Origin of the sequence: Enhygromyxa salina, assembly GCF_002994635.1 — a bacterium.
Taxonomy (GTDB): domain Bacteria; phylum Myxococcota_A; class Polyangia; order Nannocystales; family Nannocystaceae; genus Plesiocystis; species Plesiocystis salina_B.
The window spans coordinates 24,132-46,219 of record NZ_PVNL01000147.1 but is presented as its reverse complement, the minus strand read 5'-3'; the positions used below and the strand labels follow the sequence as shown (position 1 = coordinate 46,219).

The 22,088-nt window shown below is 67.3% G+C and carries 16 protein-coding genes; 9 read left to right on the top strand and 7 right to left on the bottom strand.

Going from position 1 to position 22,088, the window contains the following annotated elements:
* The first annotated feature begins 100 nt into the window (after window positions 1–100).
* The 4 genes from ENSA7_RS40015 (at window position 101) to ENSA7_RS40000 (ending at window position 4,545) form a co-directional block, all read left to right on the top strand.
* A complete protein-coding gene (locus ENSA7_RS40015; protein WP_106094709.1) occupies window positions 101–1,138 on the top strand; it encodes a hypothetical protein in 1,038 nt (345 codons plus the stop codon).
* Window positions 1,135–2,487 carry a hypothetical protein gene (locus ENSA7_RS40010; RefSeq protein WP_106094708.1) on the top strand — a complete coding sequence of 451 codons (1,353 nt, stop codon included), beginning with the start codon at window positions 1,135–1,137 and terminating at the stop codon, window positions 2,485–2,487. The genes ENSA7_RS40015 and ENSA7_RS40010 overlap by 4 nt, the downstream gene beginning before the upstream one ends.
* An 84-nt stretch (window positions 2,488–2,571) precedes the next feature.
* A complete protein-coding gene (locus tag ENSA7_RS40005; RefSeq protein WP_106094707.1) occupies window positions 2,572–3,483 on the top strand; it encodes a universal stress protein in 912 nt (303 codons plus the stop codon).
* 72 nt (window positions 3,484–3,555) lie between these two features.
* Window positions 3,556–4,545: a CPBP family intramembrane glutamic endopeptidase gene (locus ENSA7_RS40000; protein WP_106094706.1), complete on the top strand. Its 990-nt coding sequence runs from the start codon at window positions 3,556–3,558 to the stop codon at window positions 4,543–4,545.
* Here the strand turns inward: ENSA7_RS40000 and ENSA7_RS39995 are convergent.
* On the bottom strand, window positions 4,509–4,808 hold the full coding sequence (locus tag ENSA7_RS39995; RefSeq protein ID WP_106094705.1) for a DUF1540 domain-containing protein: 300 nt from the start codon (window positions 4,806–4,808) through the stop codon (window positions 4,509–4,511). The genes ENSA7_RS40000 and ENSA7_RS39995 overlap by 37 nt on opposite strands.
* A 267-nt stretch (window positions 4,809–5,075) precedes the next feature.
* Here ENSA7_RS39995 and ENSA7_RS39990 point away from each other — a divergent pair, with 267 nt between their 5' ends.
* A complete protein-coding gene (locus ENSA7_RS39990) occupies window positions 5,076–8,198 on the top strand; it encodes a serine/threonine-protein kinase (RefSeq protein ID WP_106094704.1) in 3,123 nt (1,040 codons plus the stop codon).
* A gap of 211 nt (window positions 8,199–8,409) precedes the next feature.
* Here the strand turns inward: ENSA7_RS39990 and ENSA7_RS44785 are convergent, their stop codons facing one another.
* Complete coding sequence (locus ENSA7_RS44785; protein ID WP_181234591.1) at window positions 8,410–9,675, bottom strand: hypothetical protein; 1,266 nt, start codon at window positions 9,673–9,675, stop codon at window positions 8,410–8,412.
* Between the two features lie 224 nt (window positions 9,676–9,899).
* Between ENSA7_RS44785 and acnA the strand changes: the two genes are divergently transcribed.
* Window positions 9,900–12,587, top strand: coding sequence for an aconitate hydratase AcnA (gene acnA, locus ENSA7_RS39980; protein ID WP_244924065.1), 2,688 nt, complete (start codon window positions 9,900–9,902; stop codon window positions 12,585–12,587).
* A gap of 120 nt (window positions 12,588–12,707) precedes the next feature.
* On the opposite strand, the gene ENSA7_RS39975 is transcribed toward acnA, so the two are convergent.
* The 3 genes from ENSA7_RS39975 to ENSA7_RS39965 all read right to left on the bottom strand — a co-directional run bounded on the left by ENSA7_RS39975 (window position 12,708) and on the right by ENSA7_RS39965 (window position 15,083).
* The gene (locus ENSA7_RS39975; RefSeq protein ID WP_146158698.1) at window positions 12,708–12,977 is read right to left on the bottom strand and encodes a hypothetical protein; all 270 of its coding nucleotides are present in this window, start codon (window positions 12,975–12,977) and stop codon (window positions 12,708–12,710) included.
* A gap of 29 nt (window positions 12,978–13,006) precedes the next feature.
* A complete protein-coding gene (locus ENSA7_RS39970) occupies window positions 13,007–13,951 on the bottom strand; it encodes a dienelactone hydrolase family protein (RefSeq protein WP_106094701.1) in 945 nt (314 codons plus the stop codon).
* 124 nt (window positions 13,952–14,075) lie between these two features.
* On the bottom strand, window positions 14,076–15,083 hold the full coding sequence (locus tag ENSA7_RS39965) for a hypothetical protein (protein WP_106094700.1): 1,008 nt from the start codon (window positions 15,081–15,083) through the stop codon (window positions 14,076–14,078).
* Window positions 15,084–15,179: 96 nt separating this feature from the next.
* Between ENSA7_RS39965 and ENSA7_RS39960 the strand changes: the two genes are divergently transcribed.
* Entirely contained in the window at window positions 15,180–15,740 is a 561-nt protein-coding gene (locus tag ENSA7_RS39960) for an ATP/GTP-binding protein (protein ID WP_106094699.1), read from the top strand.
* 28 nt (window positions 15,741–15,768) lie between these two features.
* On the opposite strand, the gene argS is transcribed toward ENSA7_RS39960, so the two are convergent.
* Window positions 15,769–17,589: an arginine--tRNA ligase gene (gene argS / locus ENSA7_RS39955; RefSeq protein WP_181234590.1), complete on the bottom strand. Its 1,821-nt coding sequence runs from the start codon at window positions 17,587–17,589 to the stop codon at window positions 15,769–15,771.
* A 127-nt stretch (window positions 17,590–17,716) separates the two neighbouring features.
* Here argS and ENSA7_RS44780 point away from each other — a divergent pair, with 127 nt between their 5' ends.
* The gene (locus tag ENSA7_RS44780) at window positions 17,717–17,860 is read left to right on the top strand and encodes a hypothetical protein (RefSeq protein ID WP_181234589.1); all 144 of its coding nucleotides are present in this window, start codon (window positions 17,717–17,719) and stop codon (window positions 17,858–17,860) included.
* A gap of 261 nt (window positions 17,861–18,121) precedes the next feature.
* On the top strand, window positions 18,122–19,714 hold the full coding sequence (locus ENSA7_RS39950) for a radical SAM protein (RefSeq protein WP_106094697.1): 1,593 nt from the start codon (window positions 18,122–18,124) through the stop codon (window positions 19,712–19,714).
* Here ENSA7_RS39950 and ENSA7_RS39945 read toward each other — a convergent pair.
* The gene (locus tag ENSA7_RS39945) at window positions 19,644–22,064 is read right to left on the bottom strand and encodes a CotH kinase family protein (protein WP_106094696.1); all 2,421 of its coding nucleotides are present in this window, start codon (window positions 22,062–22,064) and stop codon (window positions 19,644–19,646) included. The genes ENSA7_RS39950 and ENSA7_RS39945 overlap by 71 nt on opposite strands.
* Window positions 22,065–22,088: the final 24 nt, after the last annotated feature.

Below are 22,088 nucleotides of genomic sequence, written 5' to 3'. Positions count from 1 at the left end.
CAGCGTCTGGCCTGCGTCTAAAGTGCTACCGTCGGCGAGGATGCGGGGCTCCGGGAAGTTCGCTGCCAGTCGACGCCAGCCCAAGCCGAGGCGCGCGCGAGTGAGTCGAGGACCTGGGCTGCTGACCCTGCTGGTGCTGGTGGTTGGCGCGAGCTCGTGCGTGGGCCAGCTCGAGCCACCGCCACCGCGCACCGCCGAGCAGTTCACCCACGGTCGCGCGCTGGCCGATCTCGACGGGCTCACCGAGCTGCGCGAGGTCGCCGACGCAGCGCCCGAGCAGCTCGAGCACCAGTGGCGAGCGGGGATGGCTCACCTGCGCGCGAGCCTGCAGGGCCACGTGGATCAGCGCGAGCACGCCGAGCGCTACCTCGAGCGCGCGTGGTTGCTCGATCCTCGAGCCGAGCAGGTCCCGGCGGCGCGGGTGCTCGCGCGCTTCTTGAACATGCGCAGCTCGGTGCTGGACGTCAGCAAGCTCGACCTGCAGATCCAGCTGTATGACGCGCTGCTCGAGCACACCGACGATCAGCACGCCGACGCGTTCGCGTTCACGAGCTTCGCGGCCGCCGCTCGGGCGCTCGAGCACTACGCCGAGGGCGACAGCTTGGCGGCGCTGCGCGAGCTCAGGGCGCTCGAGCGGGCCATGCGAGCGCGGGCGAGCACCCACCCCGACGACATCGACGCGAGCGCGATGGCGGGCAACTTCGAGCTGACCTTCGCGGGGGTGATCCCGACCGGCGTCGAGCAGCGGCTGGTGCGGGGCATCGACTACCTCGAGGTTCAGCAAGATCACTGGCACCAGCTCAGCCCCCGCGCTCGCAGCACTGGCGTGGCGCCCAACGTCCGCAGCGTGTTCGCGCTGTTCTTGGCGGAGGGCCTGCTCGCGCATGGTGACGTCGAGGCGGCGGCCGGTCGCTACGCGCAGATCCTCGCGCTCGATGATCAGGCCGACACGACCCCGCGTCGGCAGATCGTCGCGCTCGCGCAGCACCGACTGGCCAACCTCGAGACCTACGCGGGTGCGCGCGAGCTGCTGCCGCCGTGGCCCGCGGGGGTGACCGGCTGCGTCGCGTGTCACTCGCGCGAGGCGACGCTGCCGATCGACGATCTGCACCTCGCGCCAGGTGTGGTGCTGCGATGAATCGGGCGCTCGTGCTCGCGGGCGCCCTGGTGCTGCTCGGCTGCCAGGGCAAGGTTCGCGGGCACCCCTCCGAGGATCCCAAGCGCCCGGATCAACACACCCGCCGCGACCTCGATCTGAGCGGCGAGCAAGAGGCGTTCCTGGCCGAGCTCGCGGCCACGGCCGACGCGCAGCCGAACAATTTCGACGCGCTCGCGCGCTCCGGCCTCGCGCACATGGACTTCACGCTGGCTGGGGTGCTGCGGCTGCGCGACCGGGCCGAGCAGGATCTCGAGGCCGCGTTCGCGCTCAACCCCAACGACCCGCTGCTCAATCGCTCGCTCGGGCGCTTCTACAACCTGCGCGCGGTCGCGGGCGACGACTCCAAGGCGCAGATGCAGGTCCGGGTCTACGCGGCGCTGCTCGGCGACGCGGATCCGGCGACCATGGATGACGCGAGCTTCGTCGCCTACAGCTTCTTCATGCTCGGGCGAATCCTCAGCGAGAAGACCAACGGCAACAAGCTGGCGGCGCTGCGCAAGGTCGGGCAGCTCGAGGCGGAGCTAGCTGCGCGGGTCCAGGCGCAGCCCGACAACATCGAGCTGCGGGCGCTGGCCGGCAACTTCGCGTTCTTCTTTGCCGGCAATATTCCGCTCGACCGTCAGCGCCGGGTCGCGGACGCGGTCGCCTACTTCGAGGTGTTGCGGGCGCGGTGGGCCGACCTGCGCGCGGGCGCCAAAGACCCAACGCACTGCCCCAACACCTGGGAGAACTTCATGTTCGAGCTCGCCGAGGGCTACATGGTGCTCGAGCGGGGGGCCGACGCGCGAGTGATCTACGCGGAGCTGGCGGTGATCCGCGAGCCGCGGACACGCGCGAAAGAGCTGATCGCCCACGTCGCCGCCGAGCGGCTGCGCAATTTCGACGCGTACGTGGGCGAGATGCGCCTGATGCCGCCGTGGCCGAGCGACGTGAGCAACTGCGTGGTGTGCCACGCGTGGTCGAGCGACGTCGGCTTGGGCTCGCTGTATTCGGTCGAGGATGTGCGCTTGTCGGACGTCCCCTCGCAGGCCCAGTACAAGCCGATCCTGGGCTCACTCGCGCCGGGCCGCGCTGGCGGCGAGATCGCGGGACGCCAGCGCTTGCCGGACGCTGTGGCCGGCCTGATCGAGCGTGAGTGTAGCCCGTGTCACTTCGAGGCCGGCGAGGTCGCGGAGCTGCTGGACCTGTCAGACGCCGACGCGATCGAGCGCAGCGCGGCGCTGATCGAAGCGCGGGTCAGCGCGGGCGAGATGCCGCCGGATCGCGGGTTGAGTGGAGACGATCGCGCAGTGATTCGTGCGTGGGCGACCGGCCTCATGAACGACTGATCGGGCCACTGATCGGGCCATTGAGATGTCACGCAATTCGTGCGTCGGCATCGCGGCCACGCGCGACCTGAGTAGGATGAGAGCATGAATCGAGTGCTGGTTCCCTACGACTTCTCACAGCACGCGCGACGGGCCTGCGCGCTGGCGATGCAGGGTTTTCCGTTTGGCCTGGACGCGCAGATCGAGATGCTGCATGTGGTCGATACCGACCTATACGCAAACGTGCTCGCGCAAAAGCAGGTTCCAGGAAACGACGCGATCGACAGCTACCTCGCGGACGAGCTGACTCGGATCCGCGCCGAGCTGGCGGTCGCGCGTGGCAGGCACTCGGCGTCGCGGCGCCTGCTCGAGCCCAAGCGTTTGATCGTCCGGGGCCGCCCCCACTCGGTCATCGACGCGCAGCTGCGTGAACCGGATGTGGTCGGCGCGCTGATGGGCGGCCAGGGTCACGGCGGGGCGACCGAGCGGCTGCTCGGGCGCACGGCGCAGCGGGTGATTCGTCACGCCGACGTGCCGCTGCTCGTGGTCAAGAACCCGCACTCGCTGGCCCCGCCCACGCGGCTGCTCGCCGCGGTCGACTGGAGTCAGAACAGCATGCGCGCGCTGTTGGTCGCCGCCCGGCTGCGCGAGGAGCAAGACGGCCTGCTCTCGGTCTTGCACGTGATCGACTCGCCCTACGTGCCGTATGTGCGGGCCTTCGCGCACGAGCGCGAGGCCACCGAGGCGCTGGATCTCCTCGGTGACCAGCAGCTCGAGCGACTCGTGGGCTTCGTCGAGCGCGTGCTCGCCGAGCACGGAGGCAAGCCCGACGCGCTGACCGAGGCTGTGCTGTTTGGTGATCCCGCCAGCACGATCGCCTCGCAGGCGGCGACCTTGCTCGCCGAGGTGATCGTGGTTGGTGTCCACGGCTCGTCCAACCTCTCGCGCTATCTGCTTGGGTCGACGGCGGAGAAGCTGGTCACCGCGGCCGCGGCCGACATCCTGGTCGTGCCCTGAGCGCCCGGATCACCGCCTTGAAGCGCGGCGTTGTTCACGACTGTCGCTCGGGATATACCCGCGCCCGGATCGATGACGTGGCTGCTCGAGCTGTTGTGGAACACCGATGACCAGCGCCCGCGCGCGCTGTGGCGGCTGGTGCTGCACACGATCACGTTGATTGCGATCGCCTGGACGCTGAGCGCGGTGACCCGCGGCCTCGGCTTCGTCGGGCCCGGTGGGCTCTCGGGGGGTGGCGCGGTGCTCACGGCGATCTCGGTCGGGCTCGGGACCTGGCTATCCGGGCGCCTGTTGGATCGGCGCGAGCTCAGCGAATTTGGCCTGCGTCCAAGCCGGATCTGGCTCGCGGATCTGTGCGCGGGCCTGGGCATCGGCGCGGCGCTGATGGGCGGGATCTTCGTCGTCGAGCTGCGCGCCGGGTGGTTGACGATCGAGGGCTACTACGTCGGCGCCGGGCCGGGGCAGTCGTTTGCGGTCGCGCTGATCGATCCGCTGGTGACCTTCGTGGCCGTGGCTTTCTACGAGGAGCTGTTCAGCCGCGGCTATCACCTGCGCAACCTCGCCGAGGGTCTGTGCTTCGCCGACCGAAAATTCATGGGGCCTGGCACGGCGCTGCTGCTGGCCACGCTGCTGTCCGCCAGCGTGTTTGGCCTGATGCACGCTGGCAACGCCAACGCCAGCGTGATCTCCACGATCAACGTGGGCCTGGCGGGGTGCATGCTCGCGCTGGGACTGCTGTGGACAGGGGAGCTCGCGCTGCCGATCGGCCTGCACCTGAGCTGGAATTTCTTCCAGGGCAACGTGTTCGGTTTTCCGGTCAGCGGCAACGCCATGGGACCGCGCGTGTTTGACGTATCACAGGCCGGACACCCGCTGGTGACCGGCGGCGCGTTTGGCCCAGAGGCCGGGCTGATCGGGATTGTGGCGATGCTGGCGGGGGCGGGGATGCTGGCGCTGTGGGTTCGCGTCACGCGTGGCGAGCTCCGGCTGTGGCGGGAGCTCGCGCTGGGCTCGTCGGTCGAAGATCAGCAGGTTGGGTCAAAGGTCAAACAGTCGGCGTGATCCGCATGCACGCCGACGCGGATCGCCTCCGCGGTGCACTCGTAGTCCACGTTGTGGCGGCACGTCCTCATCGTGCACGCGCCGACGCCAGCTTGGACCTGGGTGGATGTGACGCGACAGTTGCTGGGGAAGAAGGTGTCGCAAGCGGCGTGGGCCCCATCGCCGACGCTGATCGCCCGCGCGTGGCAACCCCCGGCCGCGTTATAGGCACATCGTTGGGCATCGCAGGCTGAGACGATCGGCAATTCGAGTGCGACTTTCATGACCTTTCGTATATGTGTTCAGCGAGTGCCACTCGCAACCGAACTGCTAGCGTCGGCATCGTCTGCAGCGCGTGGGTGCGCGCAGCGAAGCTTCCGCGGCGTCGCTGTGGTCTGGACAGCGACGAGCTTAACCCACGAACCAGCTCCGAGCGGCAGCTGGCAATCGGGACACATGCCAGCGAGTCGTGAGTCGTGCCCGGCCGTGGCCGCGAGTTCTCAGGTGATTCGCGTTGTGTGTCTCATCCGCGTGCGGCATGCTCGGCGCGGGTGGATGAATCTCCGTCAGGGCAGGGCTCAGCGACGGCACCGGGCCCGCAACCGCCGAGCGTCGACGCGACCTTCGCGGATCTTCGCGCACCCAGTCGCGAGCCCGAGCCGCTGGTCCGCGGCGCGAGCGTGGGCCGCTACGTGCTGCTGGATCAGCTCGGCGCCGGGGCGATGGGCGTGGTCTACAGCGCCTACGATCCCGAGCTAGATCGCAAGCTCGCGCTCAAGCTGCTGCACCCCGGCTCGAGCACGCGCGAGGCCAAGGCGACCCGCAACCGGCTGCGTCGCGAGGCTCAGGCGCTCGCCCGCCTGACCCACCCCAACGTCGTGGCGGTCCATGACGTGGGCACCCACGCCGGGCGTGTGTTCGTGGCCATGGAGTTCGTGGCCGGCAAGACGCTGCGCCAGTGGGTGCGCGTCGATCCGCTCGAGCCGCAGCGCGTCAGCGCCGTGATCGAGGTGTTCACCGCAGCCGGCCGCGGGCTCGCGGCTGCCCATCGCGCGGGCCTCGTCCACCGCGACTTCAAGCCCGAGAACGTGTTGATCGGCGACGACGGTTTGGTTCGGGTCGTCGACTTTGGGCTGGCGCGGCGCTCGTCCGACGAGGAGGTCGGCGATGACAGCCTCGACATCTCGGGCACGCACTCGATGGACGGCGAGAGCTACGAGGGCATCGGCAGCGTGGCCACGCGCTCGCTCGACATCTCGCTGACCGGCACGGGGCGGGTCATGGGCACGCCCGCGTACATGTCCCCGGAGCAGCACGTCGGCGAGGTCGCGACGGTGCGCAGCGATCAGTTCGCGTTTTGTGTCGCGCTGTGGGAGGCGCTGTACGGGGCGCGCCCGTTCCCCGGTCGAGATCTGCCTTCGCTGTCGCTGGCTGTGACCTCCGGGCAGATCAGCGAGCCACCCAGCGACGGCCCCAATGCCCACCACCGGGTTCCGGCCCACGTCCACCGGGCGTTGCTGCGGGGGCTCAGCGGCGATCCCGACCTGCGCTTCAGCAAGATCGATGATCTGCTGGTCGCGCTGAACCACGATCCGAGGCGGCGGCGTCGAAAGATCGCGCGGATCGTCGGCATCAACTTGCTCGGCGCCGCTGGGGTGTTCGCGGCGGGCATGTGGGTGGCGGACTCGTTCGGTGAGCCCGAAGCGGCGCCGGTCGTGTGCGAGCCCGTGGATCTCGTGTCGGGGATCTGGGGTCCACAGCAGCACGGTCTAGTCGCGGAACGGTTCGCGCAGATCGACGCGCCGTTTGCCGAGCACTCGGCCCGCGAGGTCGAGCGCCGCCTCGACGCCTACACCGCCCAGTGGGTCTCGGCCTGGGGGGAGACTTGCGAGACCGAGCGCAGCTTGGGACCGAGCAGCGTGCTCGAGCTTCAGCGCGAGTGTCTCGAGCTGCGCCGCCGCGAGCTCGAGGCGTTTAGCGCGGCGTTGATCGGCACGAGCACCGAAGAATTCCGTCAGCGGGCCGAGCACGCCGTGGCCGCAGCCGAGAGCCTGCCGCCGATCTCGACCTGTCGCGATCCCTCGCGCTTGCGCGCCGATCCCCACGTCAACCCAGAGCAGCGCGAGCGAGTCGCCAGCTTGCAGACGCGCTTGAGCGAGGCGCGGACGCTGGGTCGCCTCGGCGATCGGCCCAAGGGTCTGGCGCGCGCCCGCGAGGTCGTGGCAGCGGCCCGCGAACTCGACAGCCAGCGCATGCTGATCCGCGCGCTGTTGGTGGTGGGCGAGCTCGAGCAGCAGGCCAACGAGCACGACGCCGCCGCCGAAGACCTGCGCCAGGCCTACGCGATCGCCGAGCAGCAGGGCGAAGACTGGCTCCGGGCCGAGGCCGCGACGCACCTGGTTGGGGTGCTTGGGTTTGATCTCCAGCGACCGGGTGAGGCCGCGGTGTGGGAGCAGGTCTCGGGCTCGGTGCTCGAGCGCGTGGGCGAGCCTCGCGATCTCCGCGGCGATTGGTACTACGAGGTCGGGACGGCTCGGATGCGCCAGACCGAGCTCGAGGCGGCGGAGGAGGCCCTCAACCGCGCGCTCGAGCTGTACGAGGCGGTCCATGGTCATGACTCACGGGAGATCGAGCGGGTGCTGCAGCGGCTGGGGGCGGTCGCCCGCGAGCGCGGCGACTACGAGCGCGCGGTCAGCTATCACACCCGGCTGCTGACCCGACGCGAGGCCGCCTACGGGCCTGACCACCCCGACGTCGCCGCGGTGCACGGCAGCTTGGGCAACGACTTCTACTTTCGCGGCGACTACCGCGAGGCGCGGAGCCACTACGAGCAGGCGCTGCGGATCATTGGCGAGTGCTACGGCGAAGACAGCCCGGCCTACACGCCCAAGCTCAGCAACTACGCCGCCGTGCTCGAGCGGCTGGGCGAACTCGACGAAGCCGAGGCGATTCAGCGCAAGCTGCTCGCCAGCAACATCGCCCGGTTCGGCGAGCGCGACGTTCGGGTCACGACGTCGCTGGAGAACCTGGGCTTGGTGCTGATCTCGGCCGGGCAGTTCGAGGACGCCGCCCAGCTGTTTCGCCGGTCACTGTCGATCCGCGTCGAGCACCATGGTGATCAGCACGTCGCGACCGCGACCACCAAGCTCAACCTTGGCTACGTGCTGTACCACCAGGGCGAGTATGGGCCGGCTCGCAAGCTGTATGAGCAGACCCTGGTGACGTGGGTTGCGAAGCTTGGGGATGATCACCCGGACCTCGCGCTGGTGTATGGGAACACCGGGGATCTGGACCTGGAAGAGGGACAGCTCGCGGACGCCAAGCGGAACTTCCAGCGCGCGTTCGATCTGATCGCCGCGGCGCTCGGGGATGACGCGGCTGACCTTGGCTATAATTTGACGGGGCTGGCCAGGGTGGCGCTGGGCGAAGGGGCGTTCGATGAGGCGATCGAGCTGTGCGAGCGGGCGCTCCACGTGCGCCATGGGACGTGGTTGCCGCCGGGGGACCTGGGGCTGACGCAGCTGACCTTGTCTCGGGCGCTGGTTGGGCGGGGTGGGGCGGAGGACCGGTCGCGGGCGCGGGACTTGGCGTTGCTTGCTCGCGAGGATTTTCGCCGGGGGCGGGATGAGAGGCGGTTGGGCGAGGTTTTGGCCTGGATCACCCAACTCGAGTAGTGCCCCCTGCCCGAAGGTCCTGTACCTGCTTGTTTGAACAGGGTGCCCCTGCCCGAAGGTCTTGTACCTGCTTGTTTGGCCAGTGACCTGCCCGAAGGTCCTGTACCTGCTTTTCCAGTGACCTGCCCGAAGGTCCTGTACCTGCTTTTCTGATCAGGTTCGCGTCTTGGAGAGCGTGCCCTGCCCGAAGGTCCTGTACCTGCCTATTTGATCAGCTCCGCCGCTTCTTCTTGGCAACGGGCTTCTTCTTGGCGGCGGGCTTCTTCTTGGCGGCGGGCTTCTTCTTGGCGGCGGGCTTCTTCTTGGCGGCGGGCTTCTTCTTGGCGGCGGGCTTCTTCTTGGCGGCGGGCTTCTTCTTGGCAGCCGTCGACTTCTTGGCAGCCGTCGACTTCTTGGCGGCCGTCTTCTTGGCGGCGGTCTTCGTCTTTTTGGCGGCCGTCGTCCTCTTGGCGGCGGTCTTCGTCTTGGCGGCGGCCGTCGTCTTCGCGGCGGCCGCCGTCTTCTTCTTGGCGGCGGCGGTCTTCGTCTTGGCGGCGGTCTTCGTCTTGGCGGCCGTCGCCTTCGTCTTGGCGGCGACCGTCGTCTTCTTGGCGGCCGTCTTCTTACCGGCCGGCTTCTCCACCGCCTCCACCGCCTTCACCGCGACGACCGCCTCCGCGGCAACCCCCGTAACAGCCCCCCGCAGCGGCAACACCAGCGACGGCTCGACCTCCCGCTCCGGCGACCACCGCACGCTCCGCACTCGCTTCGCCTTCCCGCGCGGCAGCTCGAACACCAAGAAGTACGAGTGATTCTTCCGCGCGTGCACCTGCCGCAGCAGCCGGCTCACCCCCGGCGCGTTGTTCCGCACCAGCACGAACAGGTCCTTGCAGTAGAACCCCATGTCCTCGTACGCGGTGACGATCTCCACGTGTGTCAGCCGCTGCTTGTTCGCGCTGACCTCGTCCTGGCACTTGACGATCAAGCACCCCCCAACCCGCAGCACCCGGCGAGCCTCGAGCCCGGCGCGCAAGTACAGATCGGTGACGGCGTCATGCCACTTCGGCCCGCCCTCGCCAGCGTCGTAGGTGTTGCCGTCCGCGTACGCGTCGCGGAACGCCGAGTGAGTCCCGGTCCCTGCCCGGTGGGTCTGCGCGCGCCGGAAGAAGCCCTCCATGTAGGGCGGATCCAGGACGACGCAGTCCAGGCTGTCGTCCTCGTAGGGCAGCTCGCGGCAGTCGATCGCGTCGCGGTAGCGCACGAAGATATCCCGCTCGAGCACGGCGAGCTCGAGGTCCGAGGCCAGCAGCTGGTAGGTGCCCGCGGGTATCCGCTTCCAAAACACACCCTTGCCGAAGGTCACGTCGGCGACTTTGCTGCCAGGCGAGACGTGCAGCTCCATCAGCCTCGCGAACAGTTCGGAGTTGTCGCCAACATGGGCGGAGTTGACGAGATCAGAGGTCGACTCGCCGCCCTGGACGCGCTTGGGATCGGACACCCGTCGGAAACTACCCGAAAGCGCCCCGCGGAGCGACTCTCAGGCCGCCCCTTTGGTGCGCGCGCGCGCTTGTCTATAGTCGGCGGGCCAAGCAACGCGCGTCCGCCACCGAACGCCACCGGGCCAACCCACAGGCGATGCGACTCAAAGCGAGTCGCGATGCGGAGCGCACAAAACCAGCCCGTCTGGTGGCAGGACGGGCCCAGCACCATCCGGAACTGTTCGTGACCAGCGCAAACCCCTTCGACTCTCGTTCGTCCTTCGAGCTCTCTGGCGGTGGCCAGGGTGTCGTGTTTCGTCTCCAGGCTCTCGAGGAGCAGGGGCTGACCAAGCTCGCCAAGCTGCCATTTTCCATCCGCGTGCTGCTCGAGGCAGCGCTGCGCAACCACGACGGGTTCCTGGTGACCGACGCCGACGTCAAGACGATCGCCGGCTGGCAGCCCACCGCCGAGCGCGTCGAGATCCCGTTCATTCCGGCCCGGGTGATCCTCCAAGACTTCACGGGCGTGCCCGCGGTCGTCGACATCGCGGCGTGTCGCAACGCGATGGTCGAGCTCGGCGGTGACGCGAGCAAGGTCAACCCCGCGGTCAACGTCGATCTGGTCATCGATCACTCGGTCCAGGTCGACGTCGACGGGCGCAGCACCGACGCGCTGCTGCGCAACCTCGACATCGAGTACAAGCGCAACGCCGAGCGCTACGAGTTCCTCAAGTGGGGCCAGCGCAACCTCGACAACTTCCGCGCGGTCCCGCCTGGGCGTGGCATCGTCCACCAGGTCAACCTCGAGTGGATCGCACAGGTCGCCTTCAATCGGGGCGATGTCTACTACCCCGACAGCCTGGTCGGGACCGACAGCCACACCACGATGATCAACGGTCTCGGCGTGCTCGGCTGGGGTGTGGGCGGGATCGAGGCCGAGGCGGTGATGCTCGGACAGCCGGTCTACATGCTCGCGCCCGACGTGATCGGCTGCAAGCTGACCGGCAACCTGCGCCCCGGGGTCACGGCCACGGACATGACCCTTCGGATCGTGGAGATGTTGCGCGAGAAGGGCGTGGTCGAGAAATTCGTCGAGTTCTACGGTGACGGTCTCGACGGGCTGACGCTCTCCGACCGGGCCACGATCGCCAACATGGCGCCGGAGTATGGCGCGACCTGTGGGTTCTTCCCCGTCGACGCTCAGACCCTGGCCTACCTGCGGCTCTCGGGTCGCTCGGTCGAGCACGTCGCCAACGTCGAGACCTACTACCGCGCGCAGGGGCTGTTCCGCACGGCGCAGACGCCCGACCCCGACTACACCGACACGCTCGAGCTGGATCTCGCCAATGTCGAGCCGGCGCTGGCGGGGCCCAAGCGGCCGCAGGATCGCGTTGATCTGTCGGCGATGAAGACCCACTTCCGCGAGAGCCTCACCGCCAAGCTGGGGATCCACGGTCACGGCGTGCCCGCCGACAAGACCAACCTCGAGATCCCCGTGATCGGCAAGGACTTCTCGCTCAGCCACGGCGACGTCGTGATCGCGGCGATCACCTCGTGCACCAACACGTCAAACCCGGCGGTCATGCTGGCCGCCGGTCTGCTCGCGCGCAACGCCGTGGCCCGTGGCCTCGCGACCAAGCCGTGGGTCAAGCCGTCGCTCGCGCCCGGCTCTCGGGTGGTCACCGAGTATTACGACAAGGCGGGCCTGAGCGACGACCTCGCCAAGCTGGGCTTCAACACGGTCGGCTACGGCTGCACCACCTGCATCGGCAACTCGGGCCCGCTGCCCACGGAGATCGACGCGGCGATCAACGAGGGCAAGCTGGTCGTGGGTTCGGTGCTCTCGGGCAACCGCAACTTCGAAGGTCGCGTGCACAACAACGTCAAGGCCAGCTACCTGGCCAGTCCGCCGCTGGTGGTCGCCTACGCGATCGCGGGCACCCTGGACATCAACTTCGATGAGGATCCGATCGGCAAGGACAGCGCGGGTCAAGACGTGATGCTCGCCGAGGTGTGGCCCACCGACGAGGAGCTTCAGGCGGTCATGACTGCGTCGATCGATCCCGCCATGTTCCAGGCCAAGTACGCCGACGTCACCGAAGAGCCGCGCTGGGATGCGATCGAAGTGGCTGATAGCGCGCTGTATCCGTGGCGTGACGACTCCACCTATATTCAGCAGCCACCATTCTTTCAGGGCATGACGCCGACGTCGCCGCCGATCACGGGGATCACGGGGGCTCGGGTGTTGCTCAAGCTTGGTGACTCGGTGACCACGGATCACATCAGCCCGGCTGGTTCGTTCCCCGCCGATGGGCCTGCGGGTCGGTATCTGATCTCGAAGGGCGTGCCCAAGGCTGGCTTCAATAGCTTCGGCAGCCGGCGTGGTAATCATGAGGTCATGATGCGGGGGACGTTTGCGAATGTTCGCATTCGCAATCAGATCGCGCCTGGCACCGAGGGTGGCTATACGACCTATTGGCCCAGCGGTAAGGTCGAGTTCGTGTACGACGCGGCGATGAAGTACGTCGAGGCTGGGACGCCGCTGGTCGTGCTTGGTGGCACGCAGTACGGCACTGGCTCGAGCCGTGACTGGGCGGCCAAGGGGACGTTGCTGCTTGGCGTCAAGGCGGTGATTACCAAGAGCTTCGAGCGGATTCACCGGAGCAACCTGGTGGGGATGGGCGTGCTGCCGCTGTGCTTCGTGGACGGTGAAGGCGCGGATGAGCTCGGGCTCGATGGCAGTGAGACGTTTGACATCCCGATCGGGGATGATGTCTCCCCGCTGCAGAGTCTGGATGTGACCGCGACCAAGGCGGATGGCAGTAAAATCGTGTTTAGGACGACTGTGCGCCTCGATACGCCTGTGGATATTGATTACTACCGCAATGGCGGGATCCTCCACACGGTGCTGCGCAACCTGGCGAAGGGCTGAGACCGTCCGAGTGTGTGGCTCGAGAGGGCGCCTGGTGAGGGCGCCCTCTGCCGCTGGTTGCGCCGTACGGTTTTCTGAGAGATCAGCCGAAACCAACAATTTTTCGACGAAATTAGAAAATCAGATATTTTTCGTAGGGTTTTGACGAAAAATCGACGAAGCGACGCGGGCTACGCGCGACTCTTGGCCAAGCACGGGTTCGATCCGGACGTGCTGTGGCGACGCTCGGCGATCCGCGATGACACCCGCCCAAGGGAGCAGCACTTCGAAGCCCATCAGCTCGTCGAGACCTTTCCCATCAGCTACCACCCGGGCGACAGCGACTTCGATCACCTGGTCTTCGCGCTCAAGTACGATCGCGGCGCTCGAGGCCGTGATCCAAGAAGTCATGCTCCCCACGCGCGTGCGGGATCGCTAGCTCAAAACCAACCCTCGAGCCGAGCCAGCGTCCGAGCCTGCGCATCCATCCGCGCCTCCAAATTTGCCTGCGGATCCCCAGTAAACCAGACATCAAACCCATGCTCAGCGTCAGAATACACCTCAATCTCAAACATATCCTCAGTCACCCCATTCTGATCAGCGATCACGTCAACCTGCGGATCCCGAAGCTCCTCACAAGTGTAAACCAACTTGTCCTTCTCCGCATGCGGCACCCAAACCGGCACATAAGGATAGTAATACTCACCAACCTCGGACTCCGCCAGCCGATTGGCCAGCTCCCCCTGCAGCCCACACCCAGGATAATACGCGACCCCACCCACAAAGGTCGGGATCTCCCCAGCCAGCGTCCGCAGCCGCGGATCGTCCATATCGCCAAGATCCTGGTGAAGCATCATCAGCGTAGTCGACGCCCCATTCGAGAACCCAAGCACGGCCAGGCGCGAGCAGTCGACGCGCGGATCATCGCACAACCACTGCGCCGCCGCGGCGCCGTCGAAGGTGCGCACGACCAACCGCTCATGCTCGTCGAGCTTGCGCGGCACCGTCCGCTTTTCTTCCCAGTCACAGAACCCGCGCGAGTAGAAGCTCGCCGGCATGACCACAGCGTAGCCACGCGCGTTGAGCAGCTCGGCCCAGATCCGAAACTGATCCTGAAGCGTCTCAGTGCAGGTCTCGCCGCCAAGAAACAGCCCGCCAGAGCCATGCATGACGACCACCCCCGGCCAACCACCTGACGGCGGCTCGCCCTCGGGCACGGCCACGCGCGCGATCACGGCCTGATCGAGCCCATTGCACAGGGCGACCTCATCATCGTTGCGCGGCTCGAGCTGCCCACACGGGACCGCGCCGTCGCCTGGCGGACCGCAAGCAGCGGCCAGCAACAGCATCATCGGCAGCGTCAGCGCGGCGACTCGGTCGAACATCGGTCCGATTGTCGACGGTCGCCGGCGCGTGCACAAGTCCGGACATCGACGGTGGGCCCTCCCAGACTCGGCGCTCTGCACACACACGAGCCGGAATAGAGCTAGTTGGGGGTCACGAGCCTCACTAAGGCGGGGGTACGCACACGCCGACCGTCTCGTAACCCGGTGGCGTCATCTCGGGCTCGTCGAAGAAGACCACGCACTCGGTCTGCGGATTGCTACACACGAACCCCTGATCCTCGAGGTCGCAAAACTCCGTGCAGCAGCTGTCGCTCTGGCAACCAGGCACGAACTCGGCGGCGGCACACACGTTGCCGCTCGCGCACGAGTTGACGGTGTCGCACCCATCACCAGGCGCCCCGGTTCCGTCGAGCTCGCACAAGAACTCGAACGGGTCCAGAAACCACTGACAGGCCTGCCCGTCCACGCAGTCTTGCATGATCGGGTGGCAGCTCGCGAGACACAGGCTGAACGTGCCATCGTAGGCGATCAGGCACGAGCTCCCGGACCCACACAGCGGATCGTCAGGGGTGGCCTCGCAAAAACTCGTGCACGTGCCGACCTCCATGCCCTCCATCTGTTGAACGTGGAAGCAGAAGCTGGTGGAGTCGCAGTCGTCGGTGGACTCGACCTTGCCGCCGTAGACGCACGACTCACCCGGGGCCTGGCTACCGGTGATGGGCACACACTTGTTGCTGTCGAACTCGCCTCCGGTGCTGGCATAGGGGACGCACTTCTCACCCTCGGGGCAGTCCTGCGCGAACGGGTCGCAGTCGCTGATCCACCAGTCGTCGTCCGGTGCGCAGGCGTAGAAGCTCAGGCTCACGTCGCTGCTCTGGTCGTTCGTGTCGCCGTCGCCGTCGCCCATCGTCGAGGTCTCGGAGTCGGACTCGGGGCTCGTGTCCGACACGGTGTCCGAGCTGCCGCCGTTGGTCGTCGTCGTGCTGCCCTCGTCGCTCATGCTCGGGTTGCGGGCGCAGGCGCTGGTGCCGAGCAGCGTGGCGGCGATCAGCGCGAAGCCGGCGATGCCCGAGCGCAACGGCGAGCCGATCGCGTGCAGTGTGGTGCCACAAAACGGGCAGGCCGCGGCATCCTCGAGGACGTGTCGATTGCAGCTCGAGCAGGGATACATAACCGGTCCAGGTGACCACGAGAGCCAGTACCAGGTCAATTCGCCGCCAGATCGAGCGGAGCGGCTACTATCTGGGCGGTCGCAGACCCAGGCACGATGAACGAGCTCAAGATCGGCTTCATTGGAACCCACGGCGTCGGCAAGACGACGCTGTGCTACGGGCTGGCGTCACGGCTCAAGGCCCGTGACGTGGTGCTCGATATCGTACATGAGGTCGCGCGACGCTGTCCGCTGCCGATCAACGAGCGCACCTCCGTGGCCGCGCAGTCGTGGATCTTGCACACCCAGATCTCCGACGAGCTGGTCGCGGCGGCACGCCACCCGGTGGTGATCTGTGATCGCAGCGTGCTCGACAACTACGTGTACCTGCTGCTGTCCGGCGGCCGCCAAGCTGGGCTCGACGCGATGGTGGCGTGGTGGCTGGGGACCTACGACCGGCTGATCTACGTGCCGATCGTCGAGGCTCCCCACGCCGACGGGATGCGCTCGACCGACCTCGCGTTTCAGCGGGCGGTCGACGAGCGGCTGCTGCGAGAGCTCGACGAGCGCTACGTGGGCGCCCTGCGGCTGCAGCCGTCGGAGCGCGAGCGGTGGCTCGACATCGTCGAGGACGAGATCCGCGAGCGCCTGCAGACTCGCCAGCTAAAGCTGCTGTGAGTCCGGGGATGCGAGCTCCGCCGCGAGCTCACATTCGGTCAGGCGCCGGGATGCCGACCAGCGACAAGCCCCAGCTCAGCGCCTCGCGGGTCGCCTGCACCAACAACAAGCGGGCCTGCACGACCTCGGGGTCGTCCTGGTGGATCACGTTGCACTCCTGCTGAAACCGGTTGTAGGCCTTGGCGACGGCGTACAGCTGGCTGCACAGGATCGACGGCCGGAGGCTCTGGGCAGCCTGGGCGATCGAGCCGGGCAGGGCGATCAACGCCTGCATGAGCCCGCGCTCGGCGACCTCGGTCAAGGTCCCGGCCTGGGTCGCTCGCTCGCCGCTGCGCACGGCGCCGTCGAGGGTCATGCCGCGGTTTTGGGCCTTGACCAGCAGCGAGGCCGTGCGCGCGCAGACATACTGCAAGGTCGCGCCGCCGTCCCCACCCTGCACATCGCTCCACTTGGCCAGGTCGAACACGATCTTCTGGTTGTTGTCGCGCGCGAGCATGCCGTACTTGATCGCGCCGAGTGAGACCTGGTGCAGGGCGGTGTCGATCTGCTCGCGTGTCCACTCGTCGGTGAACTTGTGAAAATAGTTGGCCTCGAGTGACGCGCCCAGCTGCTCGCGCAGGGCCCGAAACAGGATCACGTTGCCCTTGCGGCTGGACATCGCGCCGTCCGGCAGCTCGACCATCTCGTAGCCGACGTGCTCGCACAGCTCCGCCTGATCGAAGCCCATCTTCTTCAGGGTCAAGAACACCTGCTTGAAGTGGTCGCTCTGGCGGGCGTCGACCACGTAGATCGAGCGGTCGATCCCAAACTCCTCGAACTTCATGCGCGCGAGCGCGAGATCCTTGGTCGCGTACAGCCCCGTGCCGTCGCTCTTGCGCAGCATGAAGAACGGCATGTGTTCGATCTCGGGGTTCTCGATCCCGACCGCGCCGCGGCTCTCCACAAACACGCCCTTGGCGAGGAACTCGTCGACCAGCTTCAGGCCGGGCTCGTCGACCTCGCTCTCGTAGAACACCCGGTCGAACTCGACGCCGCACCAGGCGTAGATCTGCTCGAACTCGTCGAGCGACCACTGCCGGGTGCGCATCCACAGGTCGTGGTAGGCCGGGTCGCGGGCTTCGATGCCGCGCAGGATCTCGCTCATGCGCTCGCGCGCGGCCGTGTACTGGGCCGCCGCGGCCTCGTCGCCGGCCTTGCCAGCCTCGTCCCAGTCTTCGAGCTGGATCGCGGCCTGCGAGTACACCTGGCCCAGCCACTCGCCGCGCGCCTGTGTGGGCGGGTCTCCGCTGACCAGCGCCTCGAGCCCCCACAGGCACTTGGCCACGTGGGTCCCGACGTCACCGAGGTAGTTGGCGGCGACGACCTCGCTGCCGGTCGCTCGCAGCAGCCGCACCAGGCAGTCGCCCAGGCACAGGTTGCGCATGTGCCCGACGTGAAACCCCTTGTGGGTGTTGGGCTGCGAGTACTCGATCATGACCTTCTGGTTCGAGCTCGGGCCCGAGCTCGGGAACGCGGGTCGCTGGCCATTCGCCCAGGGCGCCAACAGGTGACGCGCGGCCTCGTGCGCGTGCAGATCCAGGTTGAGGTAGGGCCCGGCCGGGGTCGCGGTTGCGATGAGCGGGTTGTCGCCGAGCGCCGCGATGGCGGCCGCGAGCTCGGCCGCGATCTTCGGCGGCGCGCTGCGCAGCGCCTTGGCCAGCCGAAAGCAGGGGAACGCGAAGTGGCCGAGCTCGGGCTTGGGCGGCGGCGTGAGCAGAGCCGCGACCGCGTCGACGTCGAGGCCGGCGGCCTCCGGGATCAGCGGCGCGAGCAGCTTGGCGACTTCCTGGGCGAGGGCGTCTGGACGCATGGGGCGGGAGTATAGGCGCGGGCCAGGGGCTCCTGTAGGTGCGGGCGCCACAACCGACCAAAAACCCCACCCGCGCCTGTCGTCGTTCGGTTTTGGCTCCGGGGGCCGCGTGCTATACATGGGCACCGTGCCCGGAGCGACTGGAATGATCATCGTGTTCGCCCTCATGTGGGCGGGGATCATCTACATGGCGTACCGCCTGTACCCGTGGCTGTACCGGCTGGACCGCAAGAACCGCGAGGGCGAGGCGCCCTACGACCACGGGCTGTGACGGCCGGCGGGCGCGGAGCTGGTTCGACTAACGTAGGGAGACGCGACGGGGCGGCGCTGGTGACGGATGCGCGGTCAGGACGACCGTCGGGGCCCGCCGCCGCGTCGGCGAAGACGGCCCGAGCGGCACCGAACTCGGCCGCGGCCTGCCACGGCAAACTATGCACGTACCGCTTGGTCCATGATGTACGCTTTGCAGCCGTCCCGGTCCCGGTATCTGCTCAACCCGCGCCCCGAAGATGGTAGCTTGTCGCGATAGCCGATGATTGCCAACGATATCCAGCTGACATTGTCGAGTGAGTATAGCTACCGCAGGGAGTGGTTTGGCGGCATCCTGTTCAGCCATCGCTCCAAGCAAGCCCGGTTCTACAATCACGCCGCCGCGCTCTCAATAGAAGCCCTGGTGAGCCCGGGCGGGCAGCCATCACCGATCTTTCGACCGGATCCACGATTCATCGAGCGACTCCACGATCAGCAGATTGCCGTGCCGCGGTCGGTTGGCGCCAATCCCGGTCGGGCGTTCTTTCGCGATATCCATGACTTCGAGCCCGATCGTCTGCACACCCCGCTGGGGGTCGAACTCGAGCTCACGCTCAAGTGTATGCGGCGGTGTAGTTATTGTGCCTACGACGCCAGGCCAGACGTCGCGGTCCACGGTGAGCTGTCCCAAAGGTCATATCAATCGGTGTTCGCCAAGCTCGCCGACGCAGGCGTGTGTCAGCTTCGCGTTACCGGTGGTGACCCGCTGACCCGCGCCGACTGCCTCGATATTCTGCGTGACGCCGACGCCTACCCGTTTGGCCTGGCGATCGCCTCGGACCTGACGACCTTCTCGAGCGAGATTGCGCGCGGGCTGTCGGAGCTCCACAATCTCACCGCGCTGCACACCACCTTGGACGGGCCGAACCCCGCGATCGCTGACCAGCTGAGGGGCAAGGGCAACTTCAGGCAGGTCACCGCCGCGCTCGAGGCCCTGACCGCGTATGGGATCCCGGTGACCGTCGGCACGATCGTCGGCAAGCACAACGTCGCGCACATCTATGACACCGCCAAGCTCCTGAGCAGGTGGCCGGTCTCGTGGTGCATCTCACCGCTGTACGCGGCCGGCCGAGCCCGGAGCGCGACCTCTCTGGTACCTGACGACGACGACATGGCGCGCGCCTACGAGCAGTTCGCCCAGGCGATCGCAGACGGCCTCGTCCGCCCGGCCGACCCGGCGTGGAGGCCGATCGTTGGCCCGCGGTCCGTCGTCGCGCGGGCGCGGCTGTGGGAGTCGTTGCCGTGGTTGGTGCGGTCTCCAGACCGAACGTTGCGGATCGATCCGACCGGGCGCTGCTACACGTCGATTCACCTCAAGGAGGTCTTGAGCGACGACGTCTATGTCGGGAACATCGTCAAGGACGACCTCACGCAGCTGTGGAACGGTGCGCCGCTGCTCGAGGCGTTGCGCCAGCGACGTCACCGCAGCGCCTACTTTGGCGATGTGTTCGACATTCGCCGGATTGGGAAGACCGAGACCAACGTCGAACGAAGGCTCGAGCGAACGCTCGAACGGACTGGGCGCAACTGGGCGCTGATCCGGGACTCCGCGCGGCTCGATCAACCCGCGGTGTCGCTCGACCCACCAACGGAGATCTCTCTCGCCATGCTCCGGGGCCTGCGCACGGATGACGAGACCGTCGTCCACGCGGAGCACGACGTCCAAGCGGTCACGCCTGGCGTCCGCGCGCATCAACACCCAGCGCCATGGCTGACCGGCGACGTCCCGTTTTCGGGCGCTGAGCTCACCAGTCGACAAGATCCGCCGCTGGCGTCCCGATCACATACGCATGCCGAGCCGCAGCGAACGCCTTGAATTGGGCCGCTGCGCCGTCGATGTCGCAGCTCGGCGAGCTCGCTGCCGCATTCGCTTCTTCGATGTCATAGGCCGCCACGATCTCATCGACGATCGCCGCGACCTCATCGGGGTGCAGCGTGAGCCCCGCGTGCATCTTCATGCGGTCGATGTACTCGTCCTCGTACGCCCGCAAGAATGAGTCCTTCACGCGATTCCACCAGCCGCTGCGGTTGGCGTCGATACCACCGGCCACGTCTTGGCCGTTGCGGCCGCCGAAGATCGACGCTTGCGGACCCGAGCCCGTCCCTGCCGCCCACGGTCCGAAGTTTTGATCGAGGTCCCAGGCGACCATCGACCAGCGGGCGTCGCTTCGTCGCTGATACAGAAAGTAGTTCTGGAAGTAGTCATCAAACGGGATGCTCCAGTTCATGATGACGATGTGGTCGAGCATGGCCTCGACGTCAAAGTGCTCCTCGAGGTACAGCTGCGTGGCGAGCACGTCGATCGACCCGTCAAACGGATCGCGGTAGCTGTCGAGCTCCTCGAGCATGGCAATCAGCTGGGCGTGGTTGTCCCAGGTGTGCGTCTTGCGGTCGTAGGTGGCGGCGTAGCGCGTGTTGATGTCATGTCCGCACGACTCCGCGAGCGGGCGTCCGTCACCCCAGCCAAACGGCCCGGCGTCGGCGTTGAGCCCGACCGACTTGAACAGGTGGCCGACCGGCTCGACGTTCAGCGGATCGGCGGCCATGGCCTCGTGGTACGCCTCCATCATCTCTTCGCCTGGCCGCTCGATCTCCAGCATGTATCGAAAGTACCCGCCGTTGATGTGCAGCCGCGCGAAGCTGGTCACGGAGGCCGGGAGCGACATTCGGCGGAACAGCTCGAAGCCCACGGCCGAGCTCAGCCCTGGGCAGCCCTGCGTCAGCTTGTTCAGCGCCAGGACCTTGCGACCCTCGAACCGGTCATAGCGCGGAAACGCGATCCGGTAGCTCAACCCCCGCAGAGGCGACGGCGCGCTCGGGCCTGCGTGGGGCCAATTGTCCACGTCGGGGCCGTTGAAGCGATTCCACCGACTACCCTGATAGCGAACCTGGACATCGTGGACCTGGCCCTCATACACGAACACGCCGGGCACCCGATCGTTCCAGGTTGGCGACGCCTCGCACCCTTGCTCGCGGCCGGCCTCGATGTTGGTCCACATCTGCGCCCACTGATCGCTGGCCAAGAACAGCTGATACACGCGCGCGTCCGAGTCGACCACGGGGCTCACGAAGTAGGCGTGATAGTCGTTCGGGTCGCTGGGCCGCGGGGACACCAGCTCGACCCCGGCGCCGCGATCTGCGAACACGCGGTAGCGCACGATGCTGTTCGCGGCCTGGCCAGGGAGCTCGACCGCGACGGTGCGCCCGACAAACTCGGCGTCGGATACGGCCAGCGACGCGACGGGCTCGCCCGCGACCTCGACGTCGTCCACGAAGTAGTCGACGCGAACATCGCTGAGCGCGCCGAACTCACTGAATTCCAGGTCCAGGGTGACGGCTTCGCCCTCGCGGATCAGGGGATCTGGAGACGCGGTAGATGTGTCCTTGCGGATCAGGATCGGCAGGGGCTCGGCGCGCAGACCCGCGAACGCGCGACCCGGCGACGGATCATCGAGCTCGGACGCGGTCCAGTTGCCGACCTCGTCGCCCGACACGGACAGGCTCACGCGCTCGAGCGAGACCCCGCGGTAGCGGTGATCCTCGAGCGGCAACAGCTCGGGGGCCAGCCAGCTCTCGCCTGCACCGAGCGCGTCGGCGGCGATCGGCCAGGGGAACCCGTCGTCGTATCCCATGGTGTCCGCGATCGTGTCGTCGTCCCGGCGCAGGATCAGGAACTCGTCGCCGTTCTCGAGCTCACCTTGGTACGGGCCGACCACCTGTGACGGATCGAGCGCGTAGGAGCCGATCGCCAGCAACGCGGCAGGATCCCTGGCGATCACCAGGTAGCCGCCCGCGTCGATGCTGGTCCCGGGGGCAAAGCTGAAGTCGACCCCACCGTCGAGCCGCCAGCCACCGAGCTCCACCGACTCCGCGCCGGGATTGTGGATCTCGACAAACTCGTGACGATCGACGAAGGCCTGCTCGAGGACCGGGTGATACATGACCTCGGAGAACTGCATCGCGGCCGGCGAAGGCTCGGTGCCCCCGTCGGTCGAGCTGGTCGAGGTATCGTCGGTGCCGGTCTCGCTCTCGCTGCCCGTCCCGTCGGTGTCGGCGACCCCGGGTTCGTCCGCGCAGCCAGTCGTGAAGCCCACTGCGGGGACCAGGCAGGCGGCCGTGATGGCTGCGCGCAACCAGTGGGTACGTAGTACGTCAGGGTCACGCATGAAGGCGCAATTCTATCACCATCC

Excerpts from the sequence above, each read along its gene's own strand:
- ENSA7_RS40010 (WP_106094708.1), top strand. The coding sequence starts at position 1,135 with ATGAATCGGGCGCTCGTGCTCGCGGGCGCCCTGGTGCTGCTCGGCTGC.
- ENSA7_RS40005 (WP_106094707.1), top strand. The coding sequence starts at position 2,572 with ATGAATCGAGTGCTGGTTCCCTACGACTTCTCACAGCACGCGCGACGG.
- ENSA7_RS40000 (WP_106094706.1), top strand. The coding sequence starts at position 3,556 with ATGACGTGGCTGCTCGAGCTGTTGTGGAACACCGATGACCAGCGCCCG.
- ENSA7_RS39995 (WP_106094705.1), bottom strand. The coding sequence starts at position 4,808 with ATGAAAGTCGCACTCGAATTGCCGATCGTCTCAGCCTGCGATGCCCAA.
- ENSA7_RS39975 (WP_146158698.1), bottom strand. The coding sequence starts at position 12,977 with ATGACTTCTTGGATCACGGCCTCGAGCGCCGCGATCGTACTTGAGCGC.
- ENSA7_RS39970 (WP_106094701.1), bottom strand. The coding sequence starts at position 13,951 with ATGTTCGACCGAGTCGCCGCGCTGACGCTGCCGATGATGCTGTTGCTG.
- ENSA7_RS39965 (WP_106094700.1), bottom strand. The coding sequence starts at position 15,083 with ATGTATCCCTGCTCGAGCTGCAATCGACACGTCCTCGAGGATGCCGCG.
- ENSA7_RS39960 (WP_106094699.1), top strand. The coding sequence starts at position 15,180 with ATGAACGAGCTCAAGATCGGCTTCATTGGAACCCACGGCGTCGGCAAG.
- argS (WP_181234590.1), bottom strand. The coding sequence starts at position 17,589 with ATGCGTCCAGACGCCCTCGCCCAGGAAGTCGCCAAGCTGCTCGCGCCG.
- ENSA7_RS39950 (WP_106094697.1), top strand. The coding sequence starts at position 18,122 with ATGATTGCCAACGATATCCAGCTGACATTGTCGAGTGAGTATAGCTAC.
- ENSA7_RS39945 (WP_106094696.1), bottom strand. The coding sequence starts at position 22,064 with ATGCGTGACCCTGACGTACTACGTACCCACTGGTTGCGCGCAGCCATC.